Here is a 21,576-nt window from a genome sequence, read left to right as displayed (position 1 = left end):
GTCGCGGCGTTCAGCCGGTTTGTGCATGGAAGCTAAGCTCTAACTGGGGAGTAGGTCTTATCTTCCAATGAGGTGAGGGATGGTTGAGTTACGGCAAAAAGCTACAAAACCGGAGCTGTACGAAAGACTGATCGATCGTCTTGGCTTGGCCTTGGAAGCGGCAAAAACCGCTGGTCGGTTGCGCGATGAACGCCCTGTGGAACTGGAACTGCGCGGTCTGAGCGCCGCAGAGTTTGCACTGATCAAGGCGTATCTGGATCGCAGCGAACGTGAGACACACGGATGCTTGTCCGAAGCAGTGAAGCAACTCGACGCACCGCGTTCTGCCAAGATTATCTGGCTCAAGGACAAAGTACCCGGTAGAGACGCGGTAAAGGTCCGGTCTCTGCAGTTCAAATAAGGTCGTAGAACCATGCTCCATGCTTTTTTGAAGCATAGTCCTTCCGTATTTATTGTCGCATTGCGTCAACCCACTTAGGCTTCGGGCATCTTCATGGAGATGCTCGATGCCTTTTCGTTATTTTGTGAAACAACTTCTCTTGCCGCCGGGCATTCTTTTGCTGCTGCTTTTGCTTGGCTGGTGCTTGCGCCGCTCAAGACCGAGGCTTGCCGGCTTGTGCTTTGCACTTGGATTGGGTGGCTTCTGGCTGATGAGCCTGCCGATTGTGGTGCAATGGAGCGCCGAGCTCCTGGAGCGTGAGCCACCACTGGCGTTTGAAGAGTGGGCGACGTTGGGGCAGCACGCGGATGCCATCGTGATATTGGGTTCGGGGCGCGAACGGGGTGATCCGGCATGGGGAACCGATCAGCCGACTGGAGTTGGACTGGAGCGTCAGCGCTATGCGGCGCGGCTGGCCAAGGCGTCGGGTTTGCCGATTCTGACCAGTGGTGGGCTGCATTATGGCACTCCGCCCACGGAGGCCAAGTTGATGGCTGACTCACTGCACGATGATTTCGGCGTGACCGTGCGTTGGCAGGAAGGTCGCAGCCGTACGACCTGGGAGAACGCGCAGATGAGTGCCGAGGTGTTGTTGCCCGAAGGTATCAAGCGTGTGGTACTCGTGACTCAGGCCTGGCATATGCCGCGAGCGGTATGGAGTTTCCGCAAGGCCGGGTTTGAAGTCGTGCCGGCGCCGGTTGGATTTCTGGGAGGCGACAACGGCGAGCCGCTAGGCGGCTGGATGCCGGAGTTCAAGGCGATTTGGCGAAGTGGGCAATTGATGAACGAGGCGGTGGGGCAGGTGGGGTATTCCCTTTTCTACCGATAACCTTATGGTTGCGCTCTTTCTGTAGGAGCCGGCTTGCTGGCGAAGGCGGTGGATCAGTCAACGTATTTATTGACTGAAAGATCGTCTTCGCTGGCAAGCCAGCTCCTACAAATTTCATGCGCCGCGATTAAACGGTCTTGGCCATCCGGCTGGCCACCAGCGCCCAGCCAAACAACAACACGCAAACTATGATCAGCGGCCACGAACGCCATTGCAGATAAGGCGTCAGGTTGTGCATCGGCACGACTTCGCCGTACAGGATGCCGCGTTCAAACTGCGGGATCTGTGCAGTGATCTGGCCGAACGGGTTAATCAGGCCGGTCACGCCATTGTTGGTGGCGCGGATCATCCAGCGGCCCGCCTCCAGTGCGCGCATCTGGGCCATCTGCAAATGTTGCAACGGACCGATGGAGGTGCCGAACCAGGTGTCATTGCTGATAGTCAGCAGCAGATCACTTTGGGCAGCGAGGCCGGCGGCAAACTCCGGGTACACCACTTCGTAGCAGATAAAAGGTGCGATCTGGTAACCCTTGGCTTGCAGCATCGGCTGATCGGCAGGGCCGCGGGCAAAGTCCGACATCGGCAGGTCGAAGAATGCGATCAGCCCGCGCAGTACATCTTGCAGTGGAACGTATTCGCCGAACGGCACCAGTTTCTGCTTGAGGTAAGTGCCATCACCTTCGCCTACCACTGTGATGCCGTTGTAGTAGCGTTTTTGCTGATGGACGACTTCACGGATCGGAACGCCGGTAATCATCGCCGAGTCCCGTTCTGCAGCGAATTTCCCCATCATGTCCAGGTAACCTTCGGCGGATTCCTTGAGTATCGGGATCGCGGTTTCCGGCCAGATCAGCAGGTCAACGCGCTTGGAGGCGAAGCTCATGTCACGGTACAGCGCCAGCTGCGCATTGAGCTGCGCCGGGTCCCACTTCATGCTTTGTTCGATGTTCCCCTGAATCGCTGCGACGCTCAGCGGCGCGCCCGCCGGGCTTGTCCAGGCGTGATGCTTGAGTGCGATGCCGGCCACCCATGGGCCTACCAGCAGCAGGGCGCCAACCACGATGAAACCTTTACGGGCGCCACGGACCAGGCGTAAGCCGTTGTAGATCAGCGCTGCAGTCAAGGCCAAAGTAAAGGAGATCAGCCACATGCCGCCGACGGGAGCGAGACCGGCCAATGGACCGTCGAGTTGGCTGTAGCCGGAATAGAGCCAAGGGAAACCGGTGAGAAACCAGCCGCGGAACGCCTCCTGGCCGACCCACAAAGCGGCAAAGGCCAGGGCGTCGGCCAGTGGTGCTTCGTTGCGTCGCAGCCAGCGCGCCCAGACCCAGGCGGGCAGAGCGAAGAACCAGGCAATCGCCGCGGTAAAGATCAGCATCAGGAAACCGGCCAGCAGTACCGAGGCACCGCCGAAGTGATGAATGCTGTAGTAGATCCAGCTGGTACCGGCACCGAACAGACCGAAGCCGAAGCACCAGCCACGGCCGAGGGCCTGACGGGGGCTCAGTTCACGCAAGCCGGCATAGAGCAACCCGACCGCCAGCAATGCCAGCGGCCAGATATCGAAAGGCGCCAGGGCCAGGGTAGTGATTGCACCGGCCGCCACGGCCAGCAGGTTACCGGGCCAGCCGGGGCGGGTTGTCCAGCGCATTTCAATCCTTAGTTTTTTACCGGGCGATAGGCGTCAGGCGCAGCAAATGAATCCGACGACTGTCGGCGTTCAGTATGCGGAAGCGATAGGTGCCGATTTCAGTGATTTCGTTGCGTTTTGGCAAGTGCCCGAATGCGCTCATCACCAGGCCGCCGACGGTATCGAATTCGTCGTCGGAGAACTCGCTGTCGAAGAATTCGTTGAAATTCTCGATCGGCGTCAGGGCCTTAATCAGGAAGTCACCGCTGGGCAGTGGCTTGATGTAGCTGTCCTCTTCGACGTCGTGCTCGTCTTCGATGTCGCCGACGATCTGCTCCAGTACATCTTCAATGGTCACCAGGCCAGCCACGCCGCCGTATTCGTCGATGACGATCGCCATGTGGTTGTGGTTCGCGCGGAACTCGCGCAGCAGCACGTTCAGTCGCTTGGACTCCGGCACGAAAGTGGCCGGGCGTAGCAGATCCTTGATGTTGAAACTGTCGCCGTTCTCTTTGAGAATCAACGGCAGCAAGTCCTTGGCCAGCAACACACCCATCACGTCATCGTGGCTTTCGCCGATCACCGGGTAGCGGGAGTGGGCCGAGTCGACCACGGCAGGCAGGAACTCGCGGGGTGTCTGGGTCGCCTTGATGCTGATCATCTGCGAGCGCGGGACCATGATGTCCCGTACTTGCAGGTCAGCTACCTGGATGGCGCCTTCGACGATGGCCAGCGCTTCGCTGTCCAGCAGTTTGTTTTGGTGTGCGTCGCGCAGCAGCTCCAGCAGCTCCTGACGGTTCTTCGGCTCGTGGGCAAAAGCCTGGGTGAGCTTACCCAGCCAGGACTTCTGCCCGTTGCTCGATCGATCTTCGCTCATAGCGATTACTCTGAATCCTTTGTTGTGACGGTTGGGGGTGTTTCGGTTTCGTCGTCCGCGTACGGATCGGGATAGCCCAGTTCTGCAAGCAAAGTACGTTCCAGCGCTTCCATCTCTTCGGCTTCCTCATCATCTATGTGGTCATAACCGAGCAGATGCAAGCAGCCGTGAATCACCAGATGTGCCCAATGGGCTTTGAGTTCCTTGCCTTGTTCGGCGGCTTCACGCACGACCACGGCGACACAGATCACCAGATCGCCCAGCAATGGAATGTCGAGAAACTCGTCAGGCACATCGGCCGGGAACGACAAGACGTTAGTTGCGTAATCCTTTTGCCGCCAGGTGTGGTTCAGCTCGCGGCCTTCGGCTTCGTCGACCAGGCGAATGGTCATCTCGGAGTCGGCGGTGCGCTGGCGCAGGGCCAGTTCGCACCATTGGCGGAATTCGGCTTCGCCGGGGGCAGGAGCTTGGGTCGCAATTTGCAGGTCAAGCTCAAGCATCGCGGCGGTTGTCCTTTGGTGTTTCATCGGCTACGCGGTTCTCGAAGCGCTCGTAGGCTTCGACGATGCGCTGCACCAGCGGATGACGCACAACGTCCTTGGCCAGGAAATGAGTGAAGCTGATACCTGGCACGTCTTTCAAGACTTCGATCACATGGTGCAACCCGGATTTGGTGCCTTTGGGCAGGTCGACCTGGGTGATGTCACCCGTGATGACGGCTGTGGAGCCGAAGCCGATTCGGGTCAGGAACATTTTCATTTGCTCGACCGTGGTGTTCTGGCTTTCGTCGAGGATGATGAAGCTGTTGTTCAGCGTCCGGCCACGCATGTACGCCAGCGGCGCGACTTCGATGACCTGGCGTTCGATCAGCTTGGCGACGTATTCGAAGCCGAGCATTTCGTAGAGCGCGTCGTAGAGCGGGCGCAGGTACGGGTCGATCTTCTGGCTGAGGTCGCCGGGCAGGAAGCCGAGTTTTTCCCCCGCTTCGACCGCTGGACGCACCAGCAGGATGCGGCGGATCTGTTCGCGTTCCAGTGCATCCACTGCACAGGCAACGGCCAGATAGGTCTTGCCGGTACCAGCCGGGCCAATGCCGAAGTTGATGTCGTTGCCGAGGATTTCCTTCACATAGCGCTGCTGATTCAAGCCGCGAGGGCGAATCATGCCTTTTTTGGTGCGCAGGGCGACGGAGGCATCGGCGGGCGAGTGGTTGTCCAGCTCTTCGACGGCGGATTCCTGCAGGAACAGGTGAACCACGTCCGGCGACAGTTCGGTGCCCTTGGTTTCCCGATACAGGCGGCGCAGGAGGTTTTCTGCGGAGGTAGTGTGTTTACGCTCGCCGATCAGTTCGAACTGGTTTCCGCGGTTGCGAATCTCGATGGTCAGGCGCTGTTCGATCAAGCGCAGATGCTCGTCGAATTGCCCGCACAGATTGGCGAAGCGGTGAGCTTCAAAAGGCTCGAGAATGAAACGATGTGGTTCTATGGGTGCGTTCAAGGTCGTATTTAGCCGCCCTGGGGCAATGGTGATGAAATCAAGGATAGCGCCAGTGGCGCGGGTGCGAAAGCTCTTAAATAATCCAGCGCAAAACACCGTCTCTGTAGGAGCGAGGCTTGCCCGCGAAGAACGATAACGCAGTCCGTCGGAGGAATTGCGGTATGGCCTTCGCGGGCTAGCCTCGCTCTTACAATAGCGAGCCCCGTAGCGAATGCGGTTGAGCGGCATCGATGTGCACATCGGCGAATTGGCCGATCAAGGTCGGATTGTCGCAGCGGAAATTGACGATACGGTTATTCTCGGTCCGCCCTTGCAGCTCGCCGGGGTCTTTTTTCGAATAATCGGTGACCAGGATGCGCTGGATTGAACCGACCATTTGTCGGCTGATCTCGAAACCTTGCTGGTTCAGGCGATGTTGCAGCGCATTCAGGCGTTCTTTTTTCAGCACTTCGGGCGTGTCATCGGCAAGGTCCGCGGCCGGTGTGCCGGGGCGCTGGCTGTAGACGAACGAATAAGAGAAGTCGAAACCGACGTCCTGGATCAGCTTCATCGTCTGTTCGAAATCTTTTTCGGTCTCGCCGGGGAAGCCGACGATGAAGTCCGAACTGATGCAAATGCCCGGCACCGCGGCCCGCAGCTTGCGCAATTTGGATTTGTATTCCAGTGCAGTGTGGTTGCGCTTCATTGCGGCCAGGATGCGGTCGGAACCTGATTGCACCGGCAAGTGCAGGTGTTTCACCAGTTCAGGTACCTCGGCATGGGCCTGGATCAGACTGTCGGAGAACTCCAGCGGGTGCGAGGTGGTATAGCGGATGCGGTCGATGCCATCGACAGCGGCGACCACACGGATCAATTCGGCCAGGTCGGCCAGGCGACCGTCATGGGTCGTGCCGCGATAACCGTTGACGTTCTGCCCCAGCAGCGTCACTTCGCGCACACCGTTTTCGGCCAGGTGAATGATCTCGGCAATCACGTCGTCGAACGGGCGGCTGACTTCTTCACCGCGGGTGTATGGCACCACGCAGAACGTGCAGTACTTGCTGCAACCTTCCATCACCGACACATACGCGCTCGGGCCGTCGACGCGCGGCTCGGGCAAGTGGTCGAATTTTTCGATTTCCGGGAACGAGACGTCGACTTGCGGCAGCTTGCTGATGCGCGCGGCGTCGATCATTTCCGGCAGGCGGTGCAGAGTTTGCGGGCCGAACACCACGTCGACATAGGGTGCACGATCACGAATGGCGGCGCCTTCCTGACTGGCCACGCAACCGCCGACGGCGATCACCATGTCCGGGTTGGCCAGTTTCAGTTCGCGCCAGCGGCCGAGCTGCGAGTAGACGCGATCCTGGGCTCGTTCACGGATCGAGCAGGTGTTGAGCAGGATCACGTCGGCGTCTTCGGCACGAGCGGTGACTTCCAGGGCCTGGTGTTTGCCCAGCAGATCGACCATGCGCGAGCTGTCGTACTCGTTCATCTGGCAGCCGTGGGTTTCGATGTAAAGCTTCTTGGCCATGGAAAAGGGTCATCACGTGATTCGAAGAACCGCGCATTATAGGGAACATGTTCCAAGGTTCCTACCGCTGCGCGTCCGGTGGCTATGCTATAGTTCGCGCCCTCTTTTTATCCCCCGATGTGTTGCTCGCCCACCATGACCAAACGTGAAGCTCCAATCTACAAGGTGATTTTCCTCAACCAGGGCCAGGTGTTCGAAATGTACGCCAAGCAGATCTATCAGAGCGATCTGTGGGGCTTTCTGGAAGTGGAAGAGTTCGTCTTTGGCGAGCGCACGCAAGTGGTCGTCGATCCGAGCGAAGAGAAGCTCAAGGCGCAGTTCGAAGGTGTGGTGCGCAGTTTCGTGCCGATGCATTCGATTGTGCGCATCGATGAAGTCGAGCGCCTGGGCACCCCGAAAATCAGCGAAGCCCGCGGTGCGGTTGGCAATGTGATGCCGTTTCCGGTGCCGATGCCTGAGAAGTAAGCCTCAAGACCGAGTCGCCTTATTCGCGGGCAAGCCTCGCTCCTACAAGAACAGCGCTGCCTTTGTAGGAGCGAGGCTTGCCCGCGAAAGGGCCAGGGGGATCAACGAGCAATTCAGGGAAGAGGAGAGAAAGGCGTACGCCCATCGGCGCTCTGCAATTCCATCAGGTATTTACGGAAAATCTGCCCGAGCACCTGAGTGGCGACTTCGAGTTCCTGGCGAGGCATTTTCTCGGTGACTTCGTCGGCAGTGTCCAGCGCATCTTCAGCGCCGTTGACCGCAGCCATTTTCAGCAGGATGTAAGCCTGGATGTTATTGGCCGGAACGCCTTCACCGTGGAAAAACATGGTGCCAAGTTTGAATTGCGCCTGGGCGTGGCCTTGCAGCGAGGCCTTTTCGAAGTAACTCAGGGCTTGATTAAGGTCGCGCGGCGCGTTTTTTCCTTCGTAGTAGAACTCACCCAACTCGTATTGCGCTTGTGCATCCCCTTCATCCGACGCTTTCTGGCAGGCGGCGAGTGCCTGTGCCAGATCTTGCGGCTGGGTATTGAGGGTGCAGCGACCCATCGCTGGAATTAACAACGAGTTACCGCCTGCTTGTGCGAGCGCGAGCAGGGGCTGAAGGAGCAACAGGCAGCCCAGTGAAAGGGCGCGGCCGGTGCGGTTCATGGGAATCGACTTACCTCTGAAGGGCGCGCGGACCCATCGAGGGATCCAATAAGCGCGCATTATGAAATAAGCAGGGCCAACCTTACAAAGTCTTTACTCGTTTTTCTGCTGCGCGGGGAATATATCGCCCACATTGCGGGGGATTATCGGCCGATGAGTAGGAAAAAGCGCGGGAGTGTAGGTGAAAGCTGACGCTGGCGATGGCCAACGTCAGCGCTACAGCGTCACTTCAATGCAGCGAATGCGCGCTCGGCGGCATCGAGGGTCAGTTTCAGCTCGGCTTCTCCATGGGCGATCGAGGTGAAGCCGGCTTCGAAGGCGCTCGGGGCCAAATACACACCGCCTTCCAGCATCAGATGGAAGAAACGACCGAACAGGGCGGCGTCGCTGGCCATGACGTCATCGAAGGTCACGATGTCGTCGGCGCCGCTGAAGTACAGACCAAACATGCCACCGGCCTGAGTGGTCACGAACGGAATGCCCGCCGCATCGGCACGCACTTGCAGGCCATCGAGCAGGCGCGTGGTGTAGTCGGTCAGCTCGGCGTGGAAGCCTGGACGGCTGATCAGGCGCAGAGTGGTCAGGCCGGCTGCCATCGCCAGCGGGTTACCCGACAATGTGCCTGCCTGATAAACCGGGCCGAGCGGAGCAATGCGCGACATGATTTCGCGCTTGCCGCCGAAGCAGCCTACCGGCATGCCACCGCCGATGATCTTGCCGAAAGTGGTCAGGTCCGGCGTAACACCGTAATGAGCCTGGGCGCCGCCGAGGGCGACACGGAAACCGGTCATCACTTCGTCGAAGATCAGCACCACGCCGTGCTTGTCACACACGGTGCGCAGGCCTTCGAGGAAGCCGGGAGCCGGCGGTACGCAGTTCATGTTGCCGGCTACCGGCTCGACGATGATGCAGGCCACTTCCTGGCCGACTTCGGCGAGCATGCTTTCAACGGCATCGATGTCGTTGAACGGCAGGGTAAGCGTGTGTTTGGCGAAGGCCGCCGGTACACCGGCCGAACTTGGTACGCCCTGGGTCAGGGCGCCGGAGCCGGCCTTCACCAGCAGACTGTCGGAGTGGCCGTGGTAGCAACCTTCAAACTTGATGATGCTGTCGCGACCGGTGAAACCACGGGCCAGGCGGATAGCACTCATTGTCGCTTCGGTACCGGAGCTGACCATGCGCACCATTTCCATTGACGGCACCAGTGAGCAGACCAGGTCCGCCATCTGGGTTTCCATCTCGGTTGGCGCACCGTAGGACAACCCATGCACAAGCTGCTTACGCACCGCATCCAGCACGTCAGGGTGGCTGTGACCGAGAATCATCGGCCCCCAGGAACCGACGTAATCCACATAACGCTTGTTGTCTTCGTCGGTGACGTAGGCGCCTTCGGCGTGCTTGAAGAACAACGGCGTGCCGCCAACGCTTTTGAACGCGCGAACCGGCGAATTCACGCCACCAGGAATGTGTTTCTGGGCATTGGCAAACAGGGTTTCGGAACGAGACATGATCGGGCTCTCAAATCAGATTTTAAGGCACTTAAATAGAAAGCAGGTCGTTGAACGCACGGGCGCGGCGGGTCACTTCAGCCGGGCTCTGGGCGCCAAACAGGCCATGTACCACGGCGAGCAGATCGACCCCGTGGGCCACCAGCGGCGCGGCATTGTCCAGGGTGATGCCGCCAATCGCGCAGATCGGCAGGTGCAACTGCCCGCGAGCCTTGTCGAGCAGTTCAAGGCTGCAGGTCGGCGCGCCGGGTTTGGTGCTGGAATTGAAGAAGCGGCCGAAGGCGACGTAACTGGCGCCTTCTTTGGCGGCCTGCTCGGCGAGTTCGAGTTGCGCATGGCAAGTCGAACCGATGATGGCCTTGGAGCCGAGCAACGCGCGGGCCGGGGTCAGCGGGCCGTCGGTCTGCCCCAGATGCACGCCAACGTTCAGGCGTGCTGCCAGTTCGGCGTCGTCATTGATGATCAATTGGGTCTTGTAGCGGTCGCACAAGTCGCGCAAGGCTTCGGCTTCACGCAGGCGGCGGGCCTCGTCGCTGCTTTTGTCGCGGTACTGCAACAGGGTGACGCCGCCTTCCAGCGCCGCCTCCACGTACGACAGGAATTTACCGGCCAGCAACGTGCTGTCGGTGATGGCGTACAGGCCACGTAGTTTCATCGGACAGGCCTCATGGCGTTACGAACAGAAGTCCAGTGGCAGGCGGCGCGGCACGAACTGGCCTTTGCCCAACTGCTCGGCATCACGCAGGGTGCGCCACGTGTAGTTAAGCGCGGTCTGAACAGCACTGGCGAGGTTTTCACCTTGGGCCAGACGACCGGCAAGCGCGCTGGCCAGAGTGCAGCCGGAACCGTGATAGCTGCCGGGCAGGCGCTGGCAGGTGTAGGTTTCGCACAGGCCATCGCGGCTATAGAGGCGATTGTGGATTTCGGTTTCGTCGCCATGGCCGCCGGTGATCAGCAGGTGTTTGACGAACGGCAGAAGCTTTTCAGCGCACTCGTCCGCGGTGCCTTCAGGCAGTTCGGCGAGGATTCGGGCTTCGGGGAGGTTGGGGGTGGCGATGATCGACAAGGGCAGCAGGCGTTCGCGCATGGCGTAGCCGACTTCGTCCTTGCCCAGACGTCCGCCGCCGCCAGCACGCAGCACCGGGTCGCAGACCACTGGCAAATGCGGGTGCGCCGAAAGCAGTTCGACAACGGTGTCGACCATTTCCAGGGAACCGAGCATGCCAGTTTGACCGCAGCGACTTCGGAGTCGTTGAGCACGGCATTGGCCTGGGCCAACACCCACTCACGGTCCAGGACGCGGAAGTCGGTGACATTGACGGTGTCTTGCACGGTCAGGGCTGTGACGGCTGGTGCCGCATGGCAACCCTGAGCAAGCAGGGCTTCGATATCTGCCTGCAAGCCGGCGCCACCACTTGGGTCGTGGCCGGAGAGACAGAGGACAACGGGGCGAGAGCTGTAGATATTCATGGTGCGCGAGCTTACCACCAGTCGACCAGCGAGTCATGACAGTCCCAGTAGGAGCGAGCTTGCTCGCGATGGTCGTTAACGATAACGCGGCGTTACAGGATAAACGCGGCGCTCTTGAGTACATCGCGAGCAAGCTCGCTCCTACAGACAGGTGGTTTGATCGAACAAATAGCTCTATCTCAATTATCTTCTCTGGAACTCCCGTGCTAGAGCCTTTGTAGGAAAAATTTCTATAGTGCTCAATAGCCATCAACGGCTATGCTAGAGTGGATCCAAACCAATAATAGGTAACACCGGTTTTACGTCTACTCAAAGGGAATGGGGGGCTTCCTGACAGAACCGGACAGGCCACGCTGGGGCATAAATGCGCTATTTGCTAATGTTGCTATTGTGTTTGCCCCTCCTGGCGAACGCCGTCGAATTCGATGAGTTCACTCAAAGCCTCCCCCTGGGCCGGACCCTGCAAGTGTTTGAAGATGTCGATGGTCAGGCGACCATCGCGCAAGTACGTACGCAAGCTGCGTCAGGCAACTTCAAACCACACGATAAAGCCACCCTCAATGCCGGGTATTCGCGTTCGGTTTTCTGGCTGAAAATCGATTTGCGTTACCACCCGACCAACCCGGCGACGCACCGTACCTGGCTGCTGGAACTGGCCTATCCGCCTCTCGATCACCTTGATCTGTATTTGCCCGATGCGGCCGGAAACTATCAATTGGTGCGCCAGACCGGCGATGCCCTGCCGTTCGCCAGTCGCGAGATACGCCAGAACAACTTCCTGTTCAATCTGGACTTCACTCCCGACCAGACGCAGACCCTGTATCTGCGCCTGCAAAGCCAGGGTTCGATCCAGGCGCCGGTCACGCTGTGGTCGAGCACCGCGTACCTCGAAGAGCAACCGTTGCGGCTCTACGTGTTGGGGCTGATCTACGGTGTATTGCTGGGGATGCTGGTCTACACCTGTTCATCTATCTCAGCGTACGCGACACCAGTTACCTCTATTACATCTTCTATATCGCCTCGTTCGGTTTGTATCAGCTGTCGGTGAACGGCGCGGCCGTGCAGTACTTCTGGCCGGACAATCCCTGGTGGGCCAATGCGGCGACGCCGTTTTTCATTGGCTGCGCCGGGCTGTTCGGCAGTCAGTTCGCCCGCGGTTTCCTGCAGATGGCCACTTACAGTCGCTGGCTTGACCGCTTGTTACTGGCGCTGGTCGCGTTCAGTGCGTTGGTGGTCGGGTTGTCGCTGATGACAAGCTATGCCCTGGCATTGCGCCTGGCGACGGCTCTGGCGCTGATCTTCACGGTGGTGATTTTTGCGGCGGGATTTTGCCTGGTTGCGCGGGCTGCGGGTCGCGCGTTATTCATTATTGCCTGGTCGGCGTTTTTGCTCGGCGGCATCATCAATACCCTGATGGTGCTGGGCTACCTGCCGAACGTGTTCCTGACCATGTACTCCAGCCAGATCGGCTCAGCCATCGAAGTGGCGCTGTTGTCGCTGGCGCTGGCCGACCGCATTAATGCCATGCGTGAGCAGCAGGCACAAACCCTGCTCGACGCCGGGCAAAAACTGGAAGTCCTCAACCAGCAGCTGGCGCGCAGTAACCGACTCAAGGACGAGTTTCTCGCGACCCTGACCCATGAGTTGCGCACGCCCATGAACGGCGTGATCGGTTCGCTGGAACTGATGCAAACCGTTGAAATGGACCCGGAGCTGGAGCAATACCAGCAAACGGCCTCGGGTTCGGCGCGGGACATGATGCGCATGGTCAACGGCATTCTTACGCTGACCGAATTGCAGGCCGGCAAGCTCAAGGTTTTCCCTTCGGCCTTTAGTCTGCGTGGCGTGGTCGAGGCATTACGCGCGCAATTCGACGGCAATGCTTGCAGCAAGTCGCTGGACTTCAAGGTCGACGTGGCGCCGGGTGTGCCGGATCGCTTGCACGGCGACAGTGCCAAGTTGGCGCAATGCCTGGAATGTCTGTTGGATAACGCCATCAAGTTCACCAGGGTCGGTGGCCTGGCGCTGCGGGTGACCGGGAAAATGGTCGGCCCTGATCGGCTGGCGTTGTCCTTCGCGGTGATCGACACCGGCATCGGCTTTACCGATCTGGGTGAGGCGACAATGTATCAGCGGTTTTTCCAGCTCGACGGTTCGATGACCCGTGAGTACGGCGGGCTGGGTGTTGGCCTGGCGATCTGCCGGCAACTCATCGAATTGCTCGGCGGCCGCCTGACGCATCGCTCCGAGCCGGGGCGTGGCAGCCGTTTCCAGCTCGACGTCGAATTTGAAATCCCGGTGGTCGAGCCTCCGTCAGTGCCCTTCATGACCGGGAATTTCCCGCGCCTGCGACTGCCGCAGGATTGCACCGTACTGCTGGTGGATGACAACAGCATCAATCAATTGGTGATGCGTGGCATGTTGCTCAAGCTCGGGTTCCGGGTGCGTACCGCCGACAACGCAATCGCCGCGCTCGATTTCCTGCAGCGTGAAACCTTTGATGCCGTATTGCTCGATAGCCAATTGCCGGCGCTGGAAGGTGAGTCCGTCTGCTGCCAGATTCGTGCATTGCCGGGTCGCGCCGAGTTGCCGGTGTTCATGCTCTCCCAGGGCGTGGATCGAGAGCGCTGCCCGACCGGCGCGCTGATTGATTACCTGAGCAAACCGGTGAAGTTCGAAGATTTGCAGGCTGCGCTCTATCGTAGGGTTCTCTGTCCGAAACAGGGCGAAAGCGCCGGCAGTTAGGCGGATATGACACTTTGTTCGGCCGAGGGGCAGTGCTTAACTGAAATTCCTTGGCTGACCAAAGGAGCCCCCTCATGAACCTGCATCAGTTCGCCGAAACCCACGAAGTCACCAACCAGCCGCCGTCACTGGACGGCGCCAACCTGTATCGCATTGATTTGCCATTGCAGGAGTGGTCGCGGCGTTTCGGGGCCGGTTGGGCCGAGTCGCGGATCGAGGCTTACGGCGCATTGGCTGGCGGGCCGCTGATGGAAGCGGGGTTTCTGGCCAATCAGAACAAACCGGTGTTCAACAGTCACGACCGCTATGGTCACCGTATCGATCTGGTGGAGTTTCACCCGGCGTATCACCAGCTGATGCGCGCGGCGATCGAGCATGGCTTGACCTCGCTGCCTTGGGCGCATCCGCAGGACGGCGCCCACGTCGCCCGGGCATCCATGACGTATCTGCACAGCCAGGCTGAAGCCGGCAGCGGTTGCCCGCTGACCATGACCTTCGCCAGTGTCCCGGCGCTGCGCCTGCAACCGGACCTGGCGCAAAAGTGGCTGCCAAAAATCCTCGCCACCGAATACGACCCGCGTAACGTCGGCATGGCCCACAAGGCCGGTGTCACCATCGGCATGGCCATGACCGAAAAACAGGGCGGCACCGATGTTCGGGCCAACACCACCAAGGCTTATCCGGTGGGTGCCAGCGGTCCTGGTCAGCCTTACGAACTGGTAGGGCACAAGTGGTTCTGTTCGGCGCCGATGTGCGATGCCTTCCTGACTTTGGCGCAGACGGATAAAGGCCTGACCTGCTTCTTGCTGCCGCGCCATCGCCCGGATGACACGCGCAATCAGTTCTACATCCAGCGCCTGAAGAACAAGCTCGGCAACTGCTCCAACGCTTCCAGCGAAGTGGAGTTCCGTGGTGCCTTGGCATGGATGGTCGGCGAAGAAGGCCGGGGCGTTCCGACCATTATCGAAATGGTCGCCATGACTCGCTTCGATTGCATGGTCGGTTCCAGTGCCTTGATGCGTCAGGCGCTGACCCAGGCCAGCCATCACTGCGCCCACCGTATGGTCGGCGGCAAACTGCTCAGCGAACAACCCTTGATGCAAAACGTGCTGGCGGACCTGGCGCTGGAAAGTGAAGCGGCGCTGGCTCTGAGCCTGCGCATGGGCCGGGCGCTGGATCATCTGGAGGACGCGCAGGAAGCGAAATTCGCCCGACTGGTAACGGCCGTAGGCAAGTACTGGATCTGCAAACGCGCGCCGGCGATGATCAACGAAGCGGCTGAATGCATGGGCGGTGCGGGATATGTTGAAGACAGCATCCTGCCGCGCCTCTATCGTGAAGCACCGGTGAACTCGACATGGGAAGGTTCCGGCAACGTGCAATGCCTTGATGTGCTGAGGGCCCTGTCGAAAGAGCCGGGCGTGCTGGACGCCTTGTTCAGCGAGTTGGGTGACGGCCATGGCGACAAGCGCCTCGCCGCCCACATCAATCAATTGCAGACAGCTTTCAAGGACACCAGCGACATTCAGTACCGCGCGCGGCAATTGACTGAAGATATTGCCCTTGGGCTTCAGGCCAAGCTGTTGCTGGAGGCGGGCAATTCAGTGGTGAGTGATGCGTTTATTGCCAGTCGTCTGAATGGCGGAGGCCGGGTCTACGGCGGATTGCCACGAGGGTTGGATGTGGGAGCGCTCGTCGCTCGTTCGACTCCGCAGGGCTTCTGATCACGGCTTCATGATCCACACTGAACAAATGTGGGAGCGGGCTTGCTCGCGAATGCGATTCAGCATTCAACAGTTGTATTGGCTGATAGTCCGCTTTCGCGAGCAAGTCGAATTGTCGCACCGCCGCTCCCACATTTGATTTTTGGTGAGCCAGTATTTGTGTAAGTGTTCCCGTGAAGCGGCGATGCAGGCAAGATGAAGCTCTGCAAGTCAGAACACAGGATGCTGATCGTGACCGAAGCTTTTATTGTCGTTCAAACCGCCGAGCAAGCCGTGGATCAGCTTGCGTATTTGCACCATCGTGCAACCACCGCACTGAGTCAGGCGCTCAAGCGCTATCTCAAGGATCGCATCGAGCCGGATGCCGAGCAGCGGGCGAGTTTTCGTTATCCCGAACTGCGCCTGACCTACCACTGCCAGGGCGAAGTCCCACAGACCACCCGCGCGTATGCCAAGGTCCAGTTGCCGGGCACCTACAGCGTCACCGTCACCCATCCATCCGCTTTCCGTAAGTACCTGCTGGAACAGCTGGTGCCGTTGATGCACGACTTCACCGTGACCGTGGAAGTCGGTGTCAGCGAGCAGAACATCCCTTATCCGTACGTGGTCGAGCAGGGCGATGAACTGGCCGGCTCTGGCGTCACCGCTGCCGTGTTGGCGCGGGTGTTCCCGAGTACTGATCTGTCGGCGGCGACCGACGGCATTGCCGATGGTTTGTACGATTGGGAAAACACCGATCCGCTGCCCCTGGCCTTGTTCGACGCGGCGCGGGTGGATTTCTCCCTGCGCCGCCTGGTGCATTACACCGGCAGTGACTGGCGCCATGTGCAGCCATGGATTCTGCTGACCAACTATCACCGTTACGTCGACCAGTTCATTGTCCACGGGCTGGAGCAGTTGCGCAGCGATCCGCGTTTTGTGCGCATGGTGTTGCCGGGCAACGTGATTATCGAAAAGAGCATGGACCACGGCGAAGCCTCGGCGATTGCCGCCGGTGTGGTCTGGCACCGTTACCAGATGCCGGCCTATCATCTGATCGCCAGCGATGGTCACGGCGTGACGTTGGTAAACATCGGCGTCGGTCCGTCCAATGCCAAGAACATCACCGATCACCTGGCGGTGTTGCGTCCGCATTGCTGGCTGATGATCGGTCACTGCGGCGGCTTGCGTCAGTCGCAGACCATTGGCGACTACGTGCTGGCTCACGCTTACATGCGTCGCGATGGCATTCTCGACCGCGTGGTGCCGCCGAACATTCCGATTCCGGCCCTGGCCGAAGTGCAGATGGCCTTGCAGCAAGCGGCGGCGAACATCACCGGCGAGAAAGGCGACGAACTGAAGAAACGTCTGCGCACCGGCACCGTGCTGACCTACGACGACCGTAACTGGGAACTGCGCTGGGCCCAGGAACGGCCGCTGATCAACCTGTCCCGCGCCGTGGCGGTGGACATGGAAAGCGGCACCATTGCCGCCCAGGGTTATCGCTTGCGGGTGCCGTACGGCACGTTGCTCTGTGTTTCGGACAAACCGCTGCACAGTGAAATCAAGCTGCCTGGCTCGGCCAACGCGTTTTATGAGCGCGCGGTCAGCCAGCACTTGAAATCGGTATCGAAGCGGTGGATCTGCTGCGTACCGAACTCAATTCGCTGCACTCGCGCAAACTGCGCAGCTTCGACGAACCGCCGTTCCGCTAACGGTTGTCATGGTCATTTGGCGGTCAGGCCACTAGCATAGTGAGCCCTGACCGTTAGATGTTCCCTCTCCCATGTCTCGTCCTCAACGTCCCGTCTCCCGCCGTCCTGGCGCGAAGCCCTCGTCACTATCCTCAGCCCCACGCCGTGTCGCCAAAGCGGCTCCGGCTGAACCAAAGCTGATCCTGTTCAACAAGCCGTTCGACGTATTGACGCAATTCAGCGACGGCGAAGGGCGGGCGACGCTCAAGGACTTTATCGAGATTCCAGGAATCTATCCGGCAGGGCGACTGGACCGCGACAGCGAAGGTTTGCTGCTGCTGACCAACGATGGCCAGCTTCAGGCGCGCATTGCCGACCCGAAGCACAAACTGGCCAAGACCTATTGGGTGCAGGTGGAGGGCGAGCCCAGCGCCGAGCAGTTGCAGCGTTTGCGTGAAGGCGTCGAGTTGAACGACGGCATGACCTTGCCTGCCCAAGCGCGACAACTGGATGAGCCCGAGTTGTGGCCGCGCAATCCGCCGGTACGCTTTCGTAAAAGCGTGCCGACGAGCTGGCTGGAGCTGGTGATTCGCGAAGGCCGCAATCGGCAGGTAAGACGCATGACGGCGGCGGTCGGACTGCCGACGTTGCGGCTGGTGCGAGTCAGGATCGGCGACTGGACGATCGAAGGGCTCGATCAAGGCCAGTGGAAGGAAGTGCCGGCGCGCTTATAAGGCGCCGGATTCGATCAGGCCGATCACCACGCTCTTGATGATGAACGCCGCCACCCCAAGGCCCAGCACGGAAAACAGAACGAACGAACCGAAGCGCCCGGCCTTGGACTTCTTCGCCAGATCCCAGACGATAAAACCCATGAAAATGATCAGGATGCTGACCAGTCCGGTCATCATCCACTCTTCTAATACTGCAGGATCCATTGGACATCTCCAGCGTGGGCGGGGCTAAAAGGCGCTGGAGTATAAGGCATGGAGGGTGCGTGCAGTGCTGGCCTGCGGCGGTGTGTCGCAGCTATTCGTCGCCTGTACCGGCCTCTTCGCGGGCAAGCCTCGCTCCTACGGGTTTTGTGTCGGTCGCGAAAATTTCGTCCGACACAAAACCTGTAGGAGCGAGGCTTGCCCGCGAAGGCGTCATTAGCTACGCAGATGAGTCAAAGGTAGTTCGGTGCTGTTGAGGACTTGGTTCAGCACAAAACTCGAACGCACACTGGTGACCCCTTCAATCCGCGTCAGGTGCCCCAGCAGCAGCTTCTGATAATGGTCCATGTCCGGTACCACGACCTTGAGCTGATAGTCGGCATCCATCCCGGTCACAAGGCTGCATTCCAGCACTTGCGGCAAGGTGCGGATGGCTGCTTCGAAGTTCTCGAAACGCTCCGGGGTATGGCGGTCCATGCCGATCAGCACATACGCCGTCAGGCTCAGGCCCAGCATCTTGCGGTCGAGCAGCGCGACCTGGCGAGTGATATACCCATCATCTTCCAGTTGCTTGACCCGACGGGAGCAGGGTGAGGGTGACAGGCCGATGCGTTCGGCCAGCTCCTGATTGGAAATGCGCGCATCGCGCTGCAATTCAGCCAGAATGCTCAGGTCGTATCGGTCGAGTTTGCTCATCAATCGGCTCCTTGTTGTAACTATTGCGGAAGATTATCTATCCAGGGTCAAAAATTGCGCAAGTGATGTTTATTTGAGCAATCTTCGCAATCCTCTGCCGGCGCTCAGAGCCTATTCTTATCACCAGAATCACTGCTCGGACAAACAGTCCAGTGCGGCTCGCCCAAACAGGCCAGCTGCGGTCGCCACCCCCACAGGGGATGAGCCGGCCCCCGAGCTACACACTGTCCAGAAGACGGCGTGAGGTGAGCCGACGTCAAAAGCGTCGAGCACGGACGAAGTTCTCAAGGGGAGGCCGACGGGTCTCCCCTTTTTCTTGTCCGAAATTTGGCACCCGCCCTCAATAAATAAGTTGCGCGACTGCTAACCTGTTGCAGAACCGGCCTGAGCTTTCCCAGTCTTACGTACAGGCCCTAACCCGCAGTGAGGAAAAGCATGAAGTCGCGCATCTGGCGTTTAGCCGGTGTTGGTTTGTTGTGTATCAGTGTCACTGCGCACTCTCTGGCCGATGACCCACAGAGCCGGCGTCCCGATGGCGGCAGCGCGGGGAGGGTGAACATCAGGGCAATAATCAGGGCCATGGTGGCAACAATCAGCCACGTCAGCAGCAGAATGGTCAGCAACAGAATGACCAGCAACAGAACCAACCGCGTCCGCACAACAACGATGTCATTCGAGGCGATAACAGCCGCCAGTTCGAACACAACGGCCAGCATCAGAACAATGGCCAGTGGCAGAATCGACCGCAGCCCGACTTCAACAATCCCGTTCGATCGCCACCACCATCGCCGCAATTGCCGGCCAATGACCTGCCGATCCAGCCGCGCCCCGACGCCGTGCGCCAGACCCAGCAACCACAGCGTGGTTACTACCAGGACCAGCCGCGGCGCAATGATAACAATCAGCACTGGAACGGCTATATAGGCTCACCGTCCCATGACAATCGGGAGCCTGGGCACGGTAACGGTTGGGGCCGGGGCCGCAGTATCGGCCTGGTCAGGTGATCGACCGTTTCCCGGACCGTGACTACCGCGTGCCTTACCGTGGCATGGATTACTTCTATTCCGGCGGTTACTGGTATCGTCCATTGGGGCCGCGTTATGTGGTTGTAGAACCGCCGCGCGGGATTCGGGTCAGCTATTTGCCGGACTACGCCGAGCAGGTCTTGATCGGAGGGGCGGTGCTGTTCCTTGCGGCCGGTTCGTACTACGCCTATCAAGAGAGCACCCAGGATTACGTCGTGGTCGAGCCACCCATTGGCAGCGTGCAGCCGCAACAGCCGCAACCGGCCAGCAGCGGTTATGACGTGACGGCATATCCAGCCAACGGGCAGTCGCCGGAGCAGGTCAATCGGGATGGTTACGAGTGCTATCAATACGCGGTGCAGCAGAGTGGCTTCAATCCGCGAACCGCGACCTATCAACCAGACCCGTCAGTGGTGCAAGCCTACCGCCAGGCACAGGGCAATTGCCTGGGCAGTCGCGGGTATCAAGTGAGCTTCTGAGCCTTGGTGGCTTTCACCACTTCCTGCGGGTCGGCGTGCACCAGCACTTCGGCCCGCGGGTAGGCCGCATGAATCGCGTCGACGGCCTGATCGCTGATGCCATGGGCGACTGACAAGGTCAGCTCCCCCGGCAATTCCAGATGCAACTGCACAAACCACTGGTTGCCGGAAATCCGCGTGCGCAGGTCGTGCGCGCCTAGCACCCCCGGCACGCTGCAAGCCAGTTCCAGCATGTGCTGGCTGACATCCGGCGGCAGTTCCTCATCCATCAACACCGTGAAGCTTTCCCGAGCGATCTGTACCGCACTCCAGAGGATGTACGCGGCGATCCCCAGGCCAAACCAGGCATCAACCTGAGGCCAGCCAAAACCGGCCAGCACCAGCGCCAACAGGATGCTGCCGTTGAGCAACATGTCCGAGCGGTAATGCAGTGAATCGGCGCGCACCGCGTTGGAGCCAGTGGCCTTGACCACCCGATGCTGCAACATCAGCAATGCCAGGGTCAAACCCAGCGAGAACACAATCACCCCGATGCTGATCCACGGCGCGCCCACTGGTTCCGGATGCTTGAGCCGATGGAATGCCTGCAAGCAATCAGTACCGCGCTGCCGCCGATGAACAGCGCCTGCGCCATGCCGGCCAGCGATTCGGCCTTGCCATGGCCGTAGCGATGGTCATCATCGGCGGGGCGCAGGGCGTAGTGAACGGCCAGCAGATTGAGCAGCGAAGTGACGCCGTCAAGTGCCGAGTCGGTGAGCCCGGCGAGCATGCTCACCGAACCGCTCAGCCACCAGGCGATGGCTTTGGCGATGATCAGTGTGCAGGCCACCGCCACCGAGGCACGGGTTGCCAGCCGCAGCAGGCGGGCGTGTTCGGAGCTGGAATTCATGAGTGCGGCTATTCCTTCAAATGCACCGCTTAAGCGGCAGGTTGTAGGCCGAACATTGCCAGTTGCTGCGTGCTGCCCTTGTGCTGGATCAAACGTGGATCATCCAGCGGCAAGCTGCGGCCCAGTTCACGCTCCAGAATAGTCTGCAACTTGAGGTTATCGACCTTGCCGTCGGCACCGATGGCTTGCTTGAGTTTTTCCGGGGCGACCTGGGCAGTCTTGCCCGGTTCGAAGTAAATCGCGCCGGTGGCGAAGTCCACGGCAAACGCGATCAGGCCGGGGATGATGTAGAACAGCAGGCCCACGGCATCGAGTACGGCAATCGCCGGGTCGATCTTGCCGTCGATCTGGCCACGACGATCCGGGTAGAAAATCGAGCCGCAAGCGGTCACTTGGGTCAGCAGGGTCGCGACCAATACACCGCCAATCAGGCGAAAGGGAATACGCATATGAAATCTCCTGAGTAATCTCAAAACGAAACGTCGTCGATATGAATTAGGACCGCAACGAACAC

Annotated in this window: 18 protein-coding genes and 4 pseudogenes; 9 read left to right on the top strand and 13 right to left on the bottom strand. The window is 59.6% G+C overall.

Going from position 1 to position 21,576, the window contains the following annotated elements:
• Nucleotides 1-79 precede the first annotated feature (79 nt).
• A complete protein-coding gene (locus CES87_RS10030; protein WP_128606008.1) occupies nt 80-400 on the top strand; it encodes a hypothetical protein in 321 nt (106 codons plus the stop codon).
• Nucleotides 401-506: 106 nt separating this feature from the next.
• Entirely contained in the window at nt 507-1,268 is a 762-nt protein-coding gene (locus tag CES87_RS10025) for a YdcF family protein (RefSeq protein ID WP_128606007.1), read from the top strand.
• 127 nt (nt 1,269-1,395) lie between these two features.
• Here the strand turns inward: CES87_RS10025 and lnt are convergent, their stop codons facing one another.
• From lnt to miaB, 5 genes are all read right to left on the bottom strand, one after another.
• Nucleotides 1,396-2,919: an apolipoprotein N-acyltransferase gene (gene lnt / locus CES87_RS10020; protein ID WP_128606006.1), complete on the bottom strand. Its 1,524-nt coding sequence runs from the start codon at nt 2,917-2,919 to the stop codon at nt 1,396-1,398.
• Between the two features lie 16 nt (nt 2,920-2,935).
• Nucleotides 2,936-3,775, bottom strand: coding sequence for an HlyC/CorC family transporter (locus CES87_RS10015; protein WP_128606005.1), 840 nt, complete (start codon nt 3,773-3,775; stop codon nt 2,936-2,938).
• Between the two features lie 5 nt (nt 3,776-3,780).
• Nucleotides 3,781-4,275 carry an rRNA maturation RNase YbeY gene (gene ybeY / locus CES87_RS10010; protein WP_128606004.1) on the bottom strand — a complete coding sequence of 165 codons (495 nt, stop codon included), beginning with the start codon at nt 4,273-4,275 and terminating at the stop codon, nt 3,781-3,783.
• Nucleotides 4,268-5,272, bottom strand: a complete 1,005-nt coding sequence (locus CES87_RS10005; protein WP_128606003.1) for a PhoH family protein — start codon at nt 5,270-5,272, stop codon at nt 4,268-4,270. Before CES87_RS10005 ends, ybeY begins: the two co-directional genes overlap by 8 nt.
• Before the next feature lie 187 nt (nt 5,273-5,459).
• A complete protein-coding gene (gene miaB, locus CES87_RS09995) occupies nt 5,460-6,785 on the bottom strand; it encodes a tRNA (N6-isopentenyl adenosine(37)-C2)-methylthiotransferase MiaB (protein WP_128606002.1) in 1,326 nt (441 codons plus the stop codon).
• 135 nt (nt 6,786-6,920) lie between these two features.
• Here miaB and CES87_RS09990 point away from each other — a divergent pair, with 135 nt between their 5' ends.
• The gene (locus CES87_RS09990) at nt 6,921-7,250 is read left to right on the top strand and encodes a DUF1820 family protein (protein WP_077045543.1); all 330 of its coding nucleotides are present in this window, start codon (nt 6,921-6,923) and stop codon (nt 7,248-7,250) included.
• Nucleotides 7,251-7,363: 113 nt separating this feature from the next.
• Here CES87_RS09990 and CES87_RS09985 read toward each other — a convergent pair whose 3' ends face one another.
• The 4 genes and pseudogenes from CES87_RS09985 to CES87_RS09970 all read right to left on the bottom strand — a co-directional run bounded on the left by CES87_RS09985 (nt 7,364) and on the right by CES87_RS09970 (nt 10,896).
• Complete coding sequence (locus CES87_RS09985; RefSeq protein ID WP_128606001.1) at nt 7,364-7,918, bottom strand: tetratricopeptide repeat protein; 555 nt, start codon at nt 7,916-7,918, stop codon at nt 7,364-7,366.
• Nucleotides 7,919-8,142: 224 nt separating this feature from the next.
• The gene (gene hemL / locus CES87_RS09980) at nt 8,143-9,426 is read right to left on the bottom strand and encodes a glutamate-1-semialdehyde 2,1-aminomutase (RefSeq protein ID WP_128606000.1); all 1,284 of its coding nucleotides are present in this window, start codon (nt 9,424-9,426) and stop codon (nt 8,143-8,145) included.
• Nucleotides 9,427-9,457: 31 nt separating this feature from the next.
• The gene (gene thiE, locus CES87_RS09975; protein WP_128605999.1) at nt 9,458-10,081 is read right to left on the bottom strand and encodes a thiamine phosphate synthase; all 624 of its coding nucleotides are present in this window, start codon (nt 10,079-10,081) and stop codon (nt 9,458-9,460) included.
• 18 nt (nt 10,082-10,099) lie between these two features.
• Nucleotides 10,100-10,896 (bottom strand): annotated as a pseudogene (locus CES87_RS09970) (hydroxymethylpyrimidine/phosphomethylpyrimidine kinase).
• A 364-nt stretch (nt 10,897-11,260) separates the two neighbouring features.
• Here CES87_RS09970 and CES87_RS33005 point away from each other — a divergent pair.
• The 5 genes and pseudogenes from CES87_RS33005 to CES87_RS09945 all read left to right on the top strand — a co-directional run bounded on the left by CES87_RS33005 (nt 11,261) and on the right by CES87_RS09945 (nt 17,772).
• Nucleotides 11,261-11,944, top strand: coding sequence for a 7TM-DISM domain-containing protein (locus CES87_RS33005; RefSeq protein WP_256590855.1), 684 nt, complete (start codon nt 11,261-11,263; stop codon nt 11,942-11,944).
• Complete coding sequence (locus CES87_RS09960; RefSeq protein ID WP_256590861.1) at nt 11,833-13,641, top strand: 7TM diverse intracellular signaling domain-containing protein; 1,809 nt, start codon at nt 11,833-11,835, stop codon at nt 13,639-13,641. The genes CES87_RS33005 and CES87_RS09960 overlap by 112 nt, the downstream gene beginning before the upstream one ends.
• A gap of 74 nt (nt 13,642-13,715) precedes the next feature.
• Nucleotides 13,716-15,365: an acyl-CoA dehydrogenase family protein gene (locus CES87_RS09955; protein WP_128605998.1), complete on the top strand. Its 1,650-nt coding sequence runs from the start codon at nt 13,716-13,718 to the stop codon at nt 15,363-15,365.
• 195 nt (nt 15,366-15,560) lie between these two features.
• Nucleotides 15,561-17,059 (top strand): annotated as a pseudogene (gene amn / locus CES87_RS09950) (AMP nucleosidase).
• A gap of 71 nt (nt 17,060-17,130) precedes the next feature.
• On the top strand, nt 17,131-17,772 hold the full coding sequence (locus CES87_RS09945; protein ID WP_128605997.1) for a pseudouridine synthase: 642 nt from the start codon (nt 17,131-17,133) through the stop codon (nt 17,770-17,772).
• Here the strand turns inward: CES87_RS09945 and CES87_RS09940 are convergent.
• Nucleotides 17,767-17,976 (bottom strand): DUF2788 domain-containing protein, encoded by a 210-nt coding sequence (locus CES87_RS09940; protein WP_128605996.1) that lies wholly within the window; start codon nt 17,974-17,976, stop codon nt 17,767-17,769. The two genes, CES87_RS09945 and CES87_RS09940, sit on opposite strands and share 6 nt — an antisense overlap.
• 213 nt (nt 17,977-18,189) lie before the next feature.
• On the bottom strand, nt 18,190-18,669 hold the full coding sequence (locus CES87_RS09935) for an Lrp/AsnC family transcriptional regulator (RefSeq protein WP_007894448.1): 480 nt from the start codon (nt 18,667-18,669) through the stop codon (nt 18,190-18,192).
• Between the two features lie 435 nt (nt 18,670-19,104).
• On the opposite strand from CES87_RS09935, the pseudogene CES87_RS09930 reads away from it, so the two are divergent.
• Nucleotides 19,105-20,173: pseudogene (locus CES87_RS09930) on the top strand (DUF6515 family protein).
• Here the strand turns inward: CES87_RS09930 and CES87_RS09925 are convergent.
• Both CES87_RS09925 and CES87_RS09920 read right to left on the bottom strand, forming a co-directional pair.
• Nucleotides 20,158-21,062 (bottom strand): annotated as a pseudogene (locus CES87_RS09925) (cation diffusion facilitator family transporter). The pseudogenes CES87_RS09930 and CES87_RS09925 sit on opposite strands and share 16 nt — an antisense overlap.
• Before the next feature lie 29 nt (nt 21,063-21,091).
• Nucleotides 21,092-21,511, bottom strand: coding sequence for a polyribonucleotide nucleotidyltransferase (locus CES87_RS09920; RefSeq protein ID WP_128605995.1), 420 nt, complete (start codon nt 21,509-21,511; stop codon nt 21,092-21,094).
• Between the last annotated feature and the right edge of the window lie 65 nt (nt 21,512-21,576).

Source organism: Pseudomonas sp. ERMR1:02, assembly GCF_002277815.1.
In the GTDB taxonomy this organism is placed as follows: domain Bacteria; phylum Pseudomonadota; class Gammaproteobacteria; order Pseudomonadales; family Pseudomonadaceae; genus Aquipseudomonas.
Note: the sequence above shows the minus strand (reverse complement) of the source record. Positions and strands in the feature narration are given on the sequence as shown.

Excerpts from the sequence above, each read along its gene's own strand:
- ybeY (WP_128606004.1), bottom strand. The coding sequence starts at position 4,275 with ATGCTTGAGCTTGACCTGCAAATTGCGACCCAAGCTCCTGCCCCCGGC.
- CES87_RS09985 (WP_128606001.1), bottom strand. The coding sequence starts at position 7,918 with ATGAACCGCACCGGCCGCGCCCTTTCACTGGGCTGCCTGTTGCTCCTT.
- CES87_RS10015 (WP_128606005.1), bottom strand. The coding sequence starts at position 3,775 with ATGAGCGAAGATCGATCGAGCAACGGGCAGAAGTCCTGGCTGGGTAAG.
- CES87_RS33005 (WP_256590855.1), top strand. The coding sequence starts at position 11,261 with ATGCGCTATTTGCTAATGTTGCTATTGTGTTTGCCCCTCCTGGCGAAC.
- CES87_RS09945 (WP_128605997.1), top strand. The coding sequence starts at position 17,131 with ATGTCTCGTCCTCAACGTCCCGTCTCCCGCCGTCCTGGCGCGAAGCCC.
- lnt (WP_128606006.1), bottom strand. The coding sequence starts at position 2,919 with ATGCGCTGGACAACCCGCCCCGGCTGGCCCGGTAACCTGCTGGCCGTG.
- CES87_RS09955 (WP_128605998.1), top strand. The coding sequence starts at position 13,716 with ATGAACCTGCATCAGTTCGCCGAAACCCACGAAGTCACCAACCAGCCG.
- CES87_RS09940 (WP_128605996.1), bottom strand. The coding sequence starts at position 17,976 with ATGGATCCTGCAGTATTAGAAGAGTGGATGATGACCGGACTGGTCAGC.
- CES87_RS09935 (WP_007894448.1), bottom strand. The coding sequence starts at position 18,669 with ATGAGCAAACTCGACCGATACGACCTGAGCATTCTGGCTGAATTGCAG.
- CES87_RS10025 (WP_128606007.1), top strand. The coding sequence starts at position 507 with ATGCCTTTTCGTTATTTTGTGAAACAACTTCTCTTGCCGCCGGGCATT.
- CES87_RS09920 (WP_128605995.1), bottom strand. The coding sequence starts at position 21,511 with ATGCGTATTCCCTTTCGCCTGATTGGCGGTGTATTGGTCGCGACCCTG.
- hemL (WP_128606000.1), bottom strand. The coding sequence starts at position 9,426 with ATGTCTCGTTCCGAAACCCTGTTTGCCAATGCCCAGAAACACATTCCT.
- thiE (WP_128605999.1), bottom strand. The coding sequence starts at position 10,081 with ATGAAACTACGTGGCCTGTACGCCATCACCGACAGCACGTTGCTGGCC.
- CES87_RS10030 (WP_128606008.1), top strand. The coding sequence starts at position 80 with ATGGTTGAGTTACGGCAAAAAGCTACAAAACCGGAGCTGTACGAAAGA.
- miaB (WP_128606002.1), bottom strand. The coding sequence starts at position 6,785 with ATGGCCAAGAAGCTTTACATCGAAACCCACGGCTGCCAGATGAACGAG.
- CES87_RS09990 (WP_077045543.1), top strand. The coding sequence starts at position 6,921 with ATGACCAAACGTGAAGCTCCAATCTACAAGGTGATTTTCCTCAACCAG.